General features: G+C 73.0%; 10 protein-coding genes and 2 rRNA genes. 6 read left to right on the plus strand and 6 right to left on the minus strand.

What is annotated here, in order from left to right; translation table 11 throughout:
* The 3 genes from LPA42_RS15580 to LPA42_RS15590 all read left to right on the plus strand — a co-directional run.
* Positions 1–127 (plus strand): 23S ribosomal RNA (locus tag LPA42_RS15580); the annotation flags it as partial.
* 76 nt (positions 128–203) lie between these two features.
* Positions 204–320 (plus strand): 5S ribosomal RNA (gene rrf, locus LPA42_RS15585).
* A 255-nt stretch (positions 321–575) separates the two neighbouring features.
* Positions 576–1,202 carry an NADPH-dependent F420 reductase gene (locus LPA42_RS15590; RefSeq protein WP_077937918.1) on the plus strand — a complete coding sequence of 209 codons (627 nt, stop codon included), beginning with the start codon at positions 576–578 and terminating at the stop codon, positions 1,200–1,202.
* Between the two features lie 99 nt (positions 1,203–1,301).
* On the opposite strand, the gene LPA42_RS15595 is transcribed toward LPA42_RS15590, so the two are convergent.
* Positions 1,302–3,125, minus strand: a complete 1,824-nt coding sequence (locus tag LPA42_RS15595; RefSeq protein WP_077937919.1) for a VanW family protein — start codon at positions 3,123–3,125, stop codon at positions 1,302–1,304.
* A 608-nt stretch (positions 3,126–3,733) separates the two neighbouring features.
* Here LPA42_RS15595 and LPA42_RS15600 point away from each other — a divergent pair.
* Complete coding sequence (locus LPA42_RS15600) at positions 3,734–4,276, plus strand: DUF6230 family protein (protein ID WP_043966355.1); 543 nt, start codon at positions 3,734–3,736, stop codon at positions 4,274–4,276.
* An 84-nt stretch (positions 4,277–4,360) separates the two neighbouring features.
* Positions 4,361–6,031 carry a DUF6114 domain-containing protein gene (locus LPA42_RS15605; protein WP_228986645.1) on the plus strand — a complete coding sequence of 557 codons (1,671 nt, stop codon included), beginning with the start codon at positions 4,361–4,363 and terminating at the stop codon, positions 6,029–6,031.
* 64 nt (positions 6,032–6,095) lie between these two features.
* Here LPA42_RS15605 and LPA42_RS15610 read toward each other — a convergent pair whose 3' ends face one another.
* Both LPA42_RS15610 and LPA42_RS15615 read right to left on the minus strand, forming a co-directional pair.
* Positions 6,096–7,766 (minus strand): DUF885 domain-containing protein, encoded by a 1,671-nt coding sequence (locus LPA42_RS15610; RefSeq protein WP_077937920.1) that lies wholly within the window; start codon positions 7,764–7,766, stop codon positions 6,096–6,098.
* Between the two features lie 52 nt (positions 7,767–7,818).
* Entirely contained in the window at positions 7,819–8,418 is a 600-nt protein-coding gene (locus LPA42_RS15615) for a Uma2 family endonuclease (RefSeq protein ID WP_144082665.1), read from the minus strand.
* A gap of 115 nt (positions 8,419–8,533) precedes the next feature.
* On the opposite strand from LPA42_RS15615, the gene LPA42_RS15620 reads away from it, so the two are divergent.
* Positions 8,534–9,505, plus strand: coding sequence for a DMT family transporter (locus tag LPA42_RS15620; RefSeq protein WP_144082666.1), 972 nt, complete (start codon positions 8,534–8,536; stop codon positions 9,503–9,505).
* A 45-nt stretch (positions 9,506–9,550) separates the two neighbouring features.
* Here LPA42_RS15620 and LPA42_RS15625 read toward each other — a convergent pair whose 3' ends face one another.
* The 3 genes from LPA42_RS15625 to LPA42_RS15635 form a co-directional block, all read right to left on the minus strand.
* Complete coding sequence (locus LPA42_RS15625) at positions 9,551–10,615, minus strand: PHP domain-containing protein (protein WP_077937922.1); 1,065 nt, start codon at positions 10,613–10,615, stop codon at positions 9,551–9,553.
* 76 nt (positions 10,616–10,691) lie between these two features.
* Positions 10,692–13,625, minus strand: a complete 2,934-nt coding sequence (locus LPA42_RS34465; RefSeq protein ID WP_228986646.1) for a glycosyl hydrolase — start codon at positions 13,623–13,625, stop codon at positions 10,692–10,694.
* 230 nt (positions 13,626–13,855) lie between these two features.
* Positions 13,856–14,641 carry a M23 family metallopeptidase gene (locus LPA42_RS15635; protein ID WP_077937924.1) on the minus strand — a complete coding sequence of 262 codons (786 nt, stop codon included), beginning with the start codon at positions 14,639–14,641 and terminating at the stop codon, positions 13,856–13,858.
* Between the last annotated feature and the right edge of the window lie 14 nt (positions 14,642–14,655).

Genomic DNA, 14,655 nt, shown 5'->3' on the forward strand with positions numbered 1-14,655 from the left:
GATGAGGTATCCCACCCCACTTTGTGGGGGTAAGGCCCCCAGCTAGACGACTGGGTTGATAGGCCGGAGATGTAAGCTCGGTAACGGGTTGAGTTGACCGGTACTAATAGGCCGAGGACTTGACTACAAAGCTGCTACGCGTCCACTGTGCAACTCTGAACAAACAGACGACCCTGGTTGGTTGTTTGATATGTTCATAGAGTTACGGCGGTCATGGCGGAGGGGAAACGCCCGGTTACATTCCGAACCCGGAAGCTAAGCCCTCCAGCGCCGATGGTACTGCACTCGGGAGGGTGTGGGAGAGTAGGACACCGCCGGACATTCTTTCGTTTCAGGGCCACCCCAACCGGGGTGGCCCTGAAACGCGTCTGCGGCCATTTTGTCGAACACTCCCACCGGTGCCGCCCGCCTCGGTAGCGTCGATCGGGGACCCGCCGTCGGGCGGCGTTCCCCGCGACCGTGGCCGGAAACCCGTACGTGGCGTTCGCCTCCAGCGCTATTGGGACGCTCCGGCCGGGGTACCTGCCCACAGTTCGACCGGATCTGACCGCCGGGAGGCGGAGGCAGGAGTGGCCATGAAGATCGGAATCATCGGGTCGGGACATATCGGTGGCACCCTCACCCGGCGGCTGAGCGCCCTGGGCCACGAGGTGACGGTCACCAACTCACGGGGGCCGGAGTCCCTCGGGGACCTGGCGCGGGAGACCGGCGCGACCGCGGGAACCCTTGAGCAGGCCACCGACCAGGCCGAGGTGGTCGTGGTGGCCATCCCGCTGCGGGCGGTGCCGGAGCTGCCGGCCCGACTCTTCGAGGGCCGGATCGTGGTGGATGCCGACAACTACTACCCCCAACGGGACGGCGACATCGCCGAGCTGCTGGACCGCAGCCTCAGCTCCAGCCGGTGGACGGCCGAGCACCTCAAGGGCGCCCGGGTGGTGAAGGCGTTCAACAACATCCAGGCCCAGCACCTCATGGACAACGGCCGGCCGGCCGGCGCGGCCGACCGGATCGGGCTGCCGGTGGCCGGCGACGACGCCGACGCCAAGCGCGCCGTGATGGAGCTGGTCGACGCCCTGGGCTTCGACCCGGTCGACGCCGGCACCCTCGACGAGAGCTGGCGGCAGCAGCCGGACACGCCCGTGTACGGCACCGACCGCGACGCCGACGGCGTACGCCAAGGGCTGGCCGACGCGCGGCCCTGAGCGCCCGTTCCGGGCGGCCGGGCGTGTTTCGCGTACCCAAGGTGATGCCCCGCCGGCGACGTGCCGGCGGGGCATCGGTGTGTCCGGGCCCGGCGGACCTCAGTCGGCGGGGCCGCCGCAGACGTAGCGGGGCTCGGCAAGGTACCGCCAGGTGAACTTCTCCCGCTTGACCACCTTGCCGTCCTTCTTGATGACCCGGAAGGCGTCCTGGGTGAAGCCGTCGATGCCGTTGCTGGGGATGCACGACGGGCCGGGCGTGAGGTGGATGGTCTTCGGCTTGGTGACGTCCCGGCGGGGGCCGTACTCCGTCTTGACGCTGTCGTAGATCTTCGTGCTCCAGATCGACACGGTCACCGAGCTGGCGGTGGTCGAGGTGTCGATGAGGACGCCGTACTTCGTGTTGTTGCGGAACTTGAAGTCGAGGTTCGGCCAGAAGATCGTCGACTCGATGACCGGCGGGTACCGGCTGAACCAGTAGGAGTGCGGCTTGTGCTCGACGTCCTCCAGGCCCGCGTAGTAGGTGGCGTTGAACAGGGTGGTCGTGAACTGGGAGGTGCCCCCGCCCACACCGGGGACGAGCTTGCCGTCGAGGATCACCGGGGCGTCCCGGTACCCCTGGGCGTAGCCGCGCTCGCCGGTGTGGCCGTTGAGGGAGAACGTCTCGCCGGGCAGCACGACCGTCCCGTCGACGTCCTTGGCGATCTGCACGATGTTCTGGCTGCGGGGCGAGGAGAGGCCGCCGGTGAAGTGGGTGGTGAACCGGGACACCCGTTCGACGATGCCCAGCCCGGCCAGCTTCTCGGTGGTCAGCTTCGGCTGGGTCTCCTTGAGCCGGCCGGTGACCTTGCGGTCGTCGGTGCGGGGCAGGACGGCGAGCAGGTCGCGGCTGAGCGCGGCGCTGTCGAGCTGCTCGCCGGGGCGCCCGTCGACCGGCTTCGGCTTGCCCCCGGTGACCGTCATCCGGGCGTCGCGGGGCTCGGTCTCGATGGCGTCGAGCTTGTCGCCGAGAGCGGCCCGCAGCCGCTTCACGTCGACGCGGGGGGTGAGCTTCCCGGCGTCGTCGGCGGTGAAGCGCAGGCTCCGGGCGATGGCGGCGGGCGGGATGGTGACGGAACCCTTGTCGGTGTCGAGGGTGACGGGGGCGGCGACGGCGGGGCGGGCCAGCTCGGCGACGAGCTTGTCGACCTCCTCGGCGCTGGTCGCCGGCGTGTTCTCCACCAGCGGCACGGTCACCGGCTGACCGGAGAGCCAGCCGGCGCGGACCGCCTGGGCCGAGCGCTGCGGGTCGAGCGCGAGGCCGGACCTGGGGCGTACCGGCTTGGGGGTGGTGCCGGTGAAGATGATGGCCGGCACGGTCCACTCGCGGGTCTGGTCGCCGGCCGCCTTGCGCAGGGCCGCGTCGAGCCGGGCGGCGTCGACGGTCACCACCGGGGCGACGGCGCGCGAGCCGACGAGGCGGCTCACCGGGTGCGCCTGGGCCTTCGCCGCCGCGTCCACGGTCGCTTCGACGTCTACCGCGAGCCCCACGTCGGCGGGGGCGAACTCCAGGCTCTTCTCGCCGACCGTCACCCGCAGGGGGGTGCTCGGGGTGCCCGCCCGCTCCAGCTCAGCGCGTAGCTCGCGGATCGCGTCGGTGCGGCTGCGTCCGCCCAGCTCGGTGCCGAGCACGGTCGTGCCGCGCGGGACGTCGCCGGCGTACGCGTAGGCGCCCACCCCGCCGACGGCGGCGAGGACGGCGGTGCCGACGCCGGCGGCGAGCAGGACCCGCAGTCGGCGGCTGCGGCGGGCCGGCCCGGTGCCGGCTGTGGCCTTTGTGGCTGCCGGTGCGACGGGGTCCGGCTCGTCGACCGGCCAGCTCACCGCGGTCACCTTGACGGTCGGCCGGTCGTCGGCGGGCGGTCGTGTTTCGCCGTACAGAGTCACAGCAACCTCGATCGGTACGTACCACGTGGGAGCCTCTCCCACCCGGGAGACACCTACGGTAACCAACGGCGGGGCCGTCCGGCAGTCTGCGTCCCCGGCCGTGTCCGGGCAGCGTGTCGGCGTGGGGCGCACCGGCTGTCCGTCGGGCTGCGCGGGCTGGTCATGCGGGATTTCCACGCCGGTATCGCCGTCGGGGTGATCGATGGATCACTCTCAGCGGTCTGGCAGGTTCCCGTTACCAAAAAGTTACCGGCGGGTATCACGGCTACGTCGCGTGAGTCTCGCCGCGTCGCCTGTCGCACTCGGCCCGGTTTGTCCGGTGGGGCGTCAAGGCGGGCGTTGACCGAAGGTGACCATAACCGATCTTGATGGCGCGGGCGAGTTACCCGCCGGTAGCAAGGGTCTTGTGACCTGGGTCGCTTAGCGGCAGCATCCAATCCGCACGCTGCGCGCACCGTCCGGCCAGCGGATCGCAGCAGCCACCGCAGCTTCCCCCACCCCCCGAGCCGCGATCCCGCGCTCGGTGACCCCCGTTCGAGGAGGACCTCGTGAAGGATTCGGAAGACCGTCTGGAGCAGGGCGGCACCCGTTGGCGGCGGTTCGCCGCGATGATGGTGCCCGCGACCGCCGTCGCCGGCGCCATCGTCTTCGGCATGGCCAACGGCGCGATCGCGGCGTCGTTCGCCGTCTCCGGCCAGACCTTCAAGGTCGGCGCCTCGAAGCTGGAGGGCACCGGCTTCAAGCAGTACGGCGGGTTCGTCAAGGAGAAGGACGGCACCGCCCACCCGGTGGCGGTGTCCGAGATCGCGGACGCCAAGCTCTACGACTTGTGCCAGTCGGTGAAGATCCCCGACCTGCCGATCGTGCTCACCATCAACGCCGGTGGCGGCGGCAACCCGGCCACCGCCAAGGGCCTGCTGATCGACATGGACTCCCTGGGCGGCGACGCCGAGTTCAAGAACATCAAGATCGGCCGGGACGCCACCGACCTCAACGAGGGGGCCACCGCCAAGTCGTTCGGCCAGAGCGCCGACAGCGTGACCATCACCGACCTGGAGCAGGTGGCCCGCTCCACCAGCGCCGCGATCTTCACCCTCAACGGGCTGAAGCTCAAGGTCAACGTGGGTGCCGCCGCCAAGGAATGCTTCTGAGCCAGCCACCGGGCCCGTGGGGGGTGTGCCCTCCACGGGCCCCGGCCCGCCCTCGTCACCAGTGAGCACCGCCAGGAGGAGTACGTGACGACCGCCAACCCGCAGCACGCCCAGCCGGGCGGGGTCAGTCAGGCGTGGCGCAACTTCCGCCGCTGGCGTCGGGCCCGCCCCTTCTGGGGCGGCCTGTTCACCGCGCTGGCCGGGCTGGAGATCTTCTCCACCACCCAGATGAGCCTCAGCGGCCTGAGCTTCCAGATGGGGCCGACCGGCTTCCTGTCCTGGCTGATCCCGGTGATCCTGGTGGCCTGCGGGATGCTGATGTGGTTCAGCCCGCAGCAGCGGATGTTCTACGCGATCGTCGGCGCGGTGACCGCCGTGTTCTCGCTCATCGGGGTCAACCTCGGCGGCTTCTTCGTCGGCCTGCTGCTCGGCATGGTCGGCAGCGCCCTCGGCTTCGCCTGGGTGCCCGCCCGCCGACCGGCCGCCGCGCCGGCCGGGTCCGGCCCGCCCGCAACCGCGACCGAAGAGCCGGCCGGAACCGCGACGGCCGGGCCGGTCGACGCCGACGCCGACCGCGCCGGCGAGGCGGCGCTGGTCGACGAGCTGATGCCCCGCGCGCAGCACCCCGACGACGTCACCGGCCCGCTCACCGACACCCTGCCGCCGCCCCGCAACCCCCTGCGCGAAGCGCTGCCCGCCGACGCCGCACCCCCGCTACGGGAGTCACCGGCCGCCGGCGCGGGCGACGACAGCACCCAGGTGCTGCCGAGGGTCGGGGCGGACGGCCGTCCGCAGCCCCAGCCGGCCGAGGACGGCCCGGGCCGGCGCGGAACGCATCGGGACCCGAGGCTGCTGGCGATCACCCTGGTGCTGCTCAGCGTCTCGGCCGCCGGGGCGCTGGCGCTGCGCGACCAGGCCCCGGTGCAGGCCGCCCCCGCCGCCCCGTGCCCCACCCCGTCCGCCACCCGTACGGCCGAGCCCGAGCCGTCGGCGTCGCGCCCGGCCAGCAAGAGCCCCACCCCCACCCCCAGCCCGAGCGCGGAGAAGACCTCCGGGGGCAACGTGCTCACCGACATCATCGACGGCATCGGCGACCTGTTCACCGGTGGCGACGACGACGCCGAGCCGGCCGCGAGCCCGGAGCCGACGGGCACCGCGCCCACCACCGGCACACCGACGTCCACCGGCCGGCCGACCGCTTCGGCGAAGCCGACCCCGGACGCGTCGGCCAGCCCCGACAAGCCCGGCGACGGGTGCGCCACCCCCGAGCCCACCGAGCCCGCCGAGGTCGAGCCCGGCGAGCCGCTGCCCAGGATCGCCCCCGAGCCGGGCCAGCCCCGGGTGGCGGCGAAGCCGTCGAAGCTCACCGGCTCCAAGGTCACCATGACCGGGCTGCGCTTCGAGGGGATCGTCGACCTGCCGACCGGCGACGGCACCCTCAAGGCGCTGAAGTTCAGCATGGCCAAGAGCGTCACCGACGACTTCCAGCTCCTGGCCGACGGCCCCGGCGGCCGGAGCCAGCGGTACGTCACGGACCGGCTGACCGTCCAGGGCGACGTGGCGTTCTACGCCACCCGGTTCGTCGGGCGGCTGCTCGGCATCAAGATCACGCTCACGCCCGACCTGCCGTTCCCCGACGGCATCCCGATCACCTCGCCGATCCCGATCACCTTCACCGACCCGGTGATCGACCTCGCGTACGTCCAGTGCGACGTCCTCACCGGAAAGCCGACGCTGAAGCTCGACCTCGCCTGAGCCGCCCCCGACGCGACGGCCGGGGCCACACCCCCGGGCCCCGGCCGTCGTCCGTGCGGGAAACTCAGAGACGGGCGAGCGCCCGGCGCAGCGGGTCGAGGCCCAGCGCCCCCAGGTCCAACGCCTGCCGGTGGAACTCCCGCAGGTCGAAGTCGGCGCCCTTGCGGGCCTTCGCGTCCTCCCGGGCCTGGAGCCAGATCCGCTCCCCGACCTTGTACGAGGGGGCCTGCCCCGGCCAGCCCAGGTAGCGGTTCAGCTCGAAGCGCAGGTTCTCGTCGGGCACCCGGCAGTGCGCCCGCATGAACTCCCAGCCCAGCTCCGGGGTCCACCGCTCGCCCGGGTGGAAGTCGAACGGGTTGTCCTTCGGGATCTCCAGCTCCAGGTGCATGCCGATGTCGACGATCACCCGGGCGGCGCGGAACGCCTGCCCGTCGAGCATGCCGAGCTTGTCGCCCGGGTCCTCCAGGTAGCCCAGCTCGTCCATCAGCCGCTCGGAGTAGAGCGCCCAGCCCTCGCCGTGCCCGGAGACCCAGCACAGCAGCCGCTGCCAGCGGTTGAGCAGGTCGGCCCGGACGGCGGTCTGCGCGACCTGGAGATGGTGACCCGGCACGCCCTCGTGGTAGACGGTGGTCACCTCGCGCCAGGTGGAGAAGTCGGTGACGCCCTGCGGCACCGCCCACCACATCCGCCCCGGCCGGGAAAAGTCCTCGCTCGGGCCCGTGTAGTAGATCGCGCCGTCGCTGGTCGGGGCCAGGCAGCACTCGATGCGGCGCACCTGCTCCGGGATGTCGAAGTGGGTGCCGTGCAGGCCGCTGATCGCCTTGTCGGCCAGCGCCTGCATCCAGTCCCGGAACGCCTCCTTGCCCTGGATGGTGCGCGCCGGGTCGGCGTCCAGCGCGGCCACGGCCTCGTCGATCGTCGCGCCCGGCCCGACGATCCGCGCGGCCACCGTCCGCATGTCGGCCTCCAGCCGGGCCAGCTCCGCGAACCCCCAGGCGTACGTCTCGTCGAGGTCGACGCGCGCGCCGAGGAAGTACTGCGAGGCCAGCGCGTACCGCTCCCGGCCGGCGGCCTGCTTGTCGCGCCCCAGCGGGGCCAGTTCGTCGCGGAGGAACTGGCCGAACCCGGCGGTGGCGGCGGTGGCCGCCGCCGCGCCCCGGCGCAGCTCCGCCCCGAGCGTGCCGTCGACGCCGAGCCGCTCCACCAGGCCGTGGAAGAAGTTGTCGCCGCTCGGGTCCGTCCAGACGTCGCACTGCTTGGCGACCTCGACGAGCTGCGCCTTCGAGCTGACCCGGCCCGCGCCGGCCGCCTCGCGCAGCGTCGTCTTGTAGCCCTCCAGGGTGCCCGCGAACCGGTTGAGCCGGGCCGCGATGTTGGCCTGCGCTTCCTCGCCCTCGGTGGGCATCAGGTCGAAGACCATGCGGATGTCGTGCAGCCCGCTGGCGATGACGTTGACCTCGCTGGTCGTCTCACCCGCCTCGTACCGGGCGAGGTCCAGGCCGAGCCGCTCCTGCATGGCCTCCCTGGCCGTCCGCTCCGACTCGGAATCGGGCTCGGTCACGTCGAGGTCGGCCAGCGTGCGTCGGGTCAGCTCCGCCCGGGCCGCGTAGCCCTCCGGCGACAGGTCGTCGAGCTGGTCGTCGTGTCCGGCGATGCCGACGTAGGTCGCGCCGACGGGGCTCAGCGGCGCCCAGTCGGCGACGTATCGGTCGGCGAGGTCATCGATTCGTCCCACGGGGTGACACTACGCGACCGGGCCGGGCGGTTGTCGAGCGTGATTGCCGTGTTCAGGGCAGCAGCTCGGCCGGGTCGAAGTCGATCGGGAACGGCGCGTCGGCCCGCAGCCGCTCCCCGCTGACCGCCCGCGTGACGAGTTCGGGGCCGCCGAGCCGGTGCAGGGCGAGCAGGCGCACGTCGACCCGCGCCGGATCACGGGTGAGTCGTATCCGCATGAACCAGGGGATGCCGCCCTCGGCGCAGTGACGCGGCCGGTCCACGGCGGCCGGCCCCGGGTTGGCGTCGGAGGAGACCTCCACCGCGAGTTCGCAGTGGCCGGCCGGCATCCAGCGGTCCTCGTCGTCCGTCGCCGGCAGGGTGTGCAGCACGGTGACGTCCGGCTGGATCCACAGGCCCGGGCTGACGGTCAGGTTGACCCGGCCGAGGACGTGCCGGCCGGCGGCCTCGGCGGCGGGGGCGAGCAGGCAGCCGAGGCTGGCCATCGCGAAGCTCTCGCTGGCCCGCAGGAACGGGCTGATCACCAGCCGACCGGCGACGCACTCGTGACGGGCGCCGGCCAGTTCCCTGACGGGGAGGTACCGCTCCGCGAGCGCGGTCGTCCAGCACCCGGACAGCTCCACGAGCGGATCGAACTCCTGCGACGGCAGCACCGGCGTCACCTCCGGCCTGGCTCAACGAGGACGGCGTCACGGCGTTGCTGTGGTGGTGGACACGGTGGCGGGAAACCGCGCGACAGCGTCGCACCTCTGCGGCAGAGTGTCAGGGGTGACACCCGATACCACCCCTGACAGGTCGGCGCTGCGCAGCTGGCTGCCCGGCTTCCTCGCGCTCGCCGCGATCTGGGGCGCCAGCTTCCTGTTCATCAAGGTCGGCGTCCGCGAGCTGCACCCGCTGCACCTCACCCTCTACCGGGTCGCCGCCGGCGCGCTGACCCTGCTCGTCGCGCTCGCGCTGCTGCGCGACCGGCTGCCCCGCGAGCCCCGGATCTGGGCCCACCAGTTCGTGGTCGCCGCGCTGGGCGTGGCCGTGCCGTTCACCCTCTTCGGCTACGGCGAGCAGCGGATCGAGTCGATGCTCGCCGGGATCTGGAACGCCACCACGCCGCTGATCGTGCTGCCGATGGCGGTGCTGGTGTTCCGCACCGAGCGGCTGACCACCCGCAAGGCGGTCGGGCTGGGGCTCGGCTTCGCCGGGGTGCTCGTGGTGCTCGGCGTCTGGGCGGGCGTCGGCGGGGCCCACTTCACCGGTCAGCTCATGTGCTTCGGCGCGGCGGCCTGCTACGGCTTCGCCATCCCGTACCAGAAGCGGTTCGTCGCGGGCAGCGCCCACTCCGGCCTCTCGCTCTCGGCGACCCAGCTCGTGTTGGGGACCGCGCAGCTCGCCGTGGTCGGCCCGCTGGTGGCGGGCGCGCCGCCGCTGCCCACCGACCTGTCGCCCGGCGCGCTGGCCAGTGTGCTCGCGCTGGGCGCGCTCGGCACCGGCCTGGCCTTCGTGATCAACCTGCGCAACATCCGGGTGGCGGGGGCGAGCACCGCCTCCATGGTGACCTACCTCGTGCCGATCTTCGCCGTGCTGGTCGGGGCGCTGGCGCTCGGCGAGCGGCTCAACTGGCACCAGCCGGTCGGTGCGCTGATCGTGCTGGCCGGGGTCGCGGTGACCCAGGGCCTGCTCGGCCGGCGCGGGCGGGCCCGCAGGGTCGACGTCGCCCCGCCGGCCGCCCCGGTCACCGCCCGCTGAGCCGGCGCACGCCGGGCCAGCCCACGTCGAGCCGCTGCGCGTCGGTCAGCCCCGGGCCCACGCCACGAGGCGCTCCGCCGGCCAGGTGTTGACCACCCGGTCGGCGGGGACGCCGCACAGGGCCGCCCGCTCGCAGCCGAACCGCTGCCAGTCGAGCTGGCCGGGGGCGTGCGCGTCCGTGTCGATCGCGAACCGGCAGCCCGCCTCCAGCGCCCGCCGGATCAGCCGCTTCGGCGGGTCCTGCCGCTCCGGCCGCGAGTTGATCTCGACGGCCACGTCGTGCTCGGCGCACGCGGCGAAGACGGCGTCCGCGTCGAAGTCGCTCTCGGCCCGGGTACGCGGCCGGTGCGCCCGGTCGCCCGGCCCCCGCACGCCGGCCGGGCGCGACGACACCATCCGGCCGGTGCAGTGGCCCAGGATGTCCAGGTGCGGGTTGGCGATCGCCGCCAGCATCCGCCGGGTCATCCGGGCCCGCTCGTCGTTGAGCCCGCTGTGCACCGAGCCGACGACCACGTCGAGGCGGGCCAGCAGCTCCTCCTCCTGGTCCAGCGAGCCGTCGGCGAGGATGTCCACCTCGATGCCGGTGAGGATGCGGAACCCCTCGGGCAGCGCCTCGTTCACCGCCGCCACGTGGTCGAGCTGGCGGCGCAGCCGGTCCGCCGTGAGCCCCCGGGCCACCTTGAGCCGCGGCGAGTGGTCGGTCAGCACGACGTACTCGTGGCCCAGCTCGACCGCCGCGAGCGCCATCTCCTCGATGGGCGAGCCGCCGTCGGACCAGTCGGAGTGGGTGTGGCAGTCACCGCGCAGCGCCTCGCGCAGCGCCGTGGCCGCGGCGTCCAGGTCGGTGCCCTCGGTGGCGACGAGCCGGCGCAGGTAGACCGGCTCCTCGCCGGCCAGCGACTCGGCGACGCAGCGGGCGGTGACGTCGCCGACGCCGGCCAGCTCGGTGAGCCTGCCGGAGCGGGCCCGTTCGGCCAGCTCCGCCGCCGGCAGCGCGGCCAGGGCCGCCGCCGCCGACCGGAACGCCCGCACCCGGTAGGTCGCCTCGTTGGCCCGCTCCAGCAGGAACGCGATCCGGCGCAGGTCGGCGATGGGGTCCCGGTCGGTCATGCCCTGCAACCTACGCGCCCGCGCCGCCGGTCGGGGTACGACCGGCGGCGCGGGGTGGTGCGTCAGTGCGGACCGGTCAGGAGTACGGCAGCTTCACGACCGACTGGTTGCCGAGGCCGAGGGTGCTGGGGCTGCCGCCGATCGCCGACCAGACCTCCACCTTCACCGTGCCGTTGGCGAGGTTGCCGAGGGTGCCGCTGCTGGAGTGCAGCCCGGCGGCCTGGGTGTAGTGCTCGTACCCGGGGACCGGGTCGGTGGCGAAGTAGCGGTAGGTCTCCACCCGTTCCCAGCTCCCGTTGCCGGTGAGGTCGTAGGAGAGCCGCACCTGCACCCCGTTGCCGACGGCGGTGCCGGCGTCGAGGAACAGGTCGAACGCGGTCTGCCCGCCGGCGTACGCGAGGTTGAGGCCGGTCGCGGTGAACACCTGGGCGTTGGTCGGGGTGCCGTCGTGGTTGCCGTTCGCCGCCGCCACCGTCGTGGTGCCCGCGCCGCCGGCCGCACCGAGCCCGCCCCCGGCGAGCAGGTAGCGCGTCGGCGAGCTGGCCGGCGGCGTGGCGGTCGGCGACGGGCTCGGGCTGGTGGGCGTCGGGGTCGGGGTCGGCGTCGGGCTGGTGGTCGGCGTGGGGCTCGGGGTGCCCGTCGGCGGCACGCCCCCGGCGGCGTTGCCGCCGCTCCACGTGTACGCCCCGGTGGTGGCCGTCTTCCCGGCCCCCACGGTGAGCGTGGTGCCGTCGGAGAACCGCACCGTGACCGGCGCGGCGGTGATGTTCGACGCCACGTACGTCCGCGCCCCGTTGCGGGTGAAGACGGCGCTCAGCGGGTGGTTCGCGCTGACCGTGGTGTCGACCGTGCCGAGCGCGGCGAGGTTGCGGATCCAGTGGAAGGTGTGCGCGCGGCTCTCCCCCTCCTCCGGCGTGTACCCGGGGTTGGCCCGCAGGTTCGACAGCGCCGTGGCGGGGTCGCCGAGCGCCTGGAACTGCCAGAGGATGTCCTGCCACACCGTCGGCTGCCCGTTGTTGTTGCGCACCAGTTCGGCGTAGTTGGTGCGCACGTACGCGGGGTCGTAGCCGAGGTAGAGGTGGCCGCCGGTGACGGGCAGCAGGTTGATGCCCTGGATCATCTCCGGCTCGGCGCTGAACCAGGTCGCGTACGCGCCGCCGTCGCCCCAGACCATGCCGACCGTCGAGTGCTCGAACCCGGCCGGGAAGTTCTCGTCGGCGTGGTCGAACCAGTATTCCTGGATCGCCGCCGCCTGCGTCGTGTAGAGGAAGATGCCGGCGTCGCGGACGGCCGTGTCGCCGGTGGCCTGACCCCACTGGATCAGGGCGTTGGCGAAGTTCATCCCCTCCGACGAGGACTCCTGGTTGTTGCCCGCCCCGAACGAGCCGTGCCCGGAGGCCCAGTCGTGGCCGGCGTAGATGTCGAAGTCCCGCAGGTACGGGAACCGGGTGTCGTTGCGGTCGTAGTTGTCGGCGTCGCGGATGAGCAGGTCCACCATGCCGCCGTAACGGGCGTCGGTGGCCCACTGCGGGTCGAACTTGGCCAGGGTGGCCGCCGCGGCGATGAAGTAGCCGTAGTGGAAGTGGTGGTCGTTGAGTTCCTGGTCGGACCCGTAGGAGGCCGGGTAGCCGATCAGGGTGCCCCAGTTCTGGTCGTAGTAGAAGACCTTCGCGGTCTTGCCGGGCGAGGCGGTGAACCAGTCGGTGAGGGTGGACCGGATGGCGTTCAGCGCGCTGTCGCGGGTGGTCGTGTCGTCGACGAGGTCGGCCACCTCGGCGATCCGGGCGGCCCGGCCGAGGCCCTTGCCCGTCCAGTACGTGTCGCCGCCGCGCTGGTCCATCGGGTTGCCCCGCACTGCGGCGAGCTGGTCGCGCAGGGTGGCCAGGTCGGCGCCGGAGCCGTCGCCGACGGCCGGCAGTTCGGGCAGCACCCCGTGGTAGGTCATCGCGGTGCGGAACTGGGTGACGCCGGTGAGGACCTTCATCCGGCCGCGCGCCGACGGGTACGTCTGGGTGATCGGCGTGGAGCCGGTCAGCGCCCTCCACTGGTGCGGGTAGAGGCTCACCACGGTCTGCGTGGCGGTGCCCTCCCGGGGCGTGGTGGTGAACGCGTACGTGGTGGTCAGGCGGCTGGCCGCCTGGTCGTACGCGTACGAGACGCGGGTGCCGGTGACGTGGGCGTGCGCGTACCGGCCGTAGGTGGTGGCGAGGCTGGTGCGTTCGGCGGCGGTGCTGCCGGCGGTGGTGGGCAGCAGGGCGACGGAGAAGTAGCCCTTGCCCGCGAGGGTGGACGAGATCCGGCCCCCGCTGACCGTCCAGCTCGCGCCGCTCGGCGCGTACGCGACGTAGTCGTGGCCGGCGACGGTGAAGCCGATGGTGGCGCCGCTGTTGGACCAGACGGTCGGGGTGCTGTTGGCGTTGACGACGGCGTCGCCGCCGGTGGCCTGGAAGTAGGCGAACGGCAGGCCGTGGCCGATGGTGGCGCGCAGGGTGCGCGCGCCGTCGCTCCAGTACGGGGTGACGGTCCAGTCGGTCCAGCCGGCGACCTTCACCGTCGGCGCGGCGAGCCCGGCGACGCCGACGCGGATGTCCTGCGTGTACGGGTAGTGGAACTCGCCGACGCCGGTGGCCGTGCCGCTGATCGCGGGGGTCGAGTTGGCCGAGAAGCCCAGGCCGTCGGTGAACGTGTCGTAGGACAGCGGGTGGGCGTGCAGCGGCTCGCTGTAGGCGCAGTCGGTGCGCTTCCACAGCAGCGACGACCACCAGTCGTTGGTGGGCACGGCACCGGCGGGGGCGTCGGCGGTGACGTGCTGCCGGGGGTTGCTGGAGATCTGTCCGCAGCCGGAGGGCAGCGGGCCGACGGGCGTGGTGGTGTAGCTGCCCGCCCCGACGGACGCGGCCTGGGCGGGGGCCGTGTTGACGGCCACGGCGAGGCCGCCGGTGGCGAGGGCGAGGACGGTGGACGAGACGAGGGCCCAGAGGCGGTGGCGGTGTGGTGTGGGAGGTGTCACGGGTTCCTCCATCGCGCGGGTGCGCCGGACCGGCCGGCGTCGGCGCTTGGTCGGGATTGGGGAGGTTCGTTACCTGTGAGAGCGCTCTCTCATGCCGGGACGTTAACCGGTGTTCGAGACGTCCGTCAATGTGTGCGACCGGTTGAGCCGGGATGTCGCGATTGGACCGTCCCTGGTCCCGCTCCCACGCCCCGCTCAGCCGCCCAGGGCCGAGCCTCCCGTGCGGACCGTCAGCCGCCCCCGCCGCCGGTCTTCGGGGCCTTCGGGCAACCGTGCTCCCGACGCCACGCGGCGACCTCGGCGGCCGGCTCCCGGTTGCCGCCCCGCCGCCACGAGTCGAGATAGCGGGCCGGCCAGACCACCCCGCGCCGGATCCACCAGTCGCCCCGGCCCGAACACTGCGGGGAGAGCCCGAAGTGCAGGTGGCAGACGTTGTTGGCGTTGCCCGTGCGGCCCACCCGGCCGAGCTGTTTCCCGGCCCGCACCCGCGTGCCGGCGTCGATCCCGTCGGCGATCGCGCTCAGGTGCGAGCCGTAGTAGCGCACCCCGTCGTCGCCCAGCAGCGACACCGACAGGCCGCCGTTGTAGGGACCCAGCGGCCCCCGCTTGTCGAACCGGTCCACCCGGCTCACTTCCAGGATCGTCCCGTCGGTCACCGCCACCACCGGCTCGCCGCAGTCGGCGAAGATGTCCGTCCCCGGATAGGCGGAGTGGGTCGGGTGGTAGGCGACGTTGCCCGCGCGCACCGGGAAGACGTGCCGCAGGCCGGTGCGCGTCGGGCTGGGCGACGCCGACGGCCGGGCGCTCGCCGACGGGGTGACCGGCGACGCCGACGGGCCGACCGGCGTCCCGGCCGGCTGCCCGCCGGTGACCATCCCGGTCGGTGCCACCCAGCCCGCCCCGGGCGTGCGGTTCGGCGGCGGCGCGCCGCAACCGGCGGCCAGCACCGGCGCGAGCAGCAGCAGCACCGGGTACGCCGCGCGCGGGCGACGCCGACGCGGGAAGCGCGAGGACATCCGCCCATCCTGAC

It is taken from the genome of Micromonospora sp. DH13, assembly GCF_020873825.1.
Classification (GTDB): domain Bacteria; phylum Actinomycetota; class Actinomycetes; order Mycobacteriales; family Micromonosporaceae; genus Micromonospora; species Micromonospora haikouensis.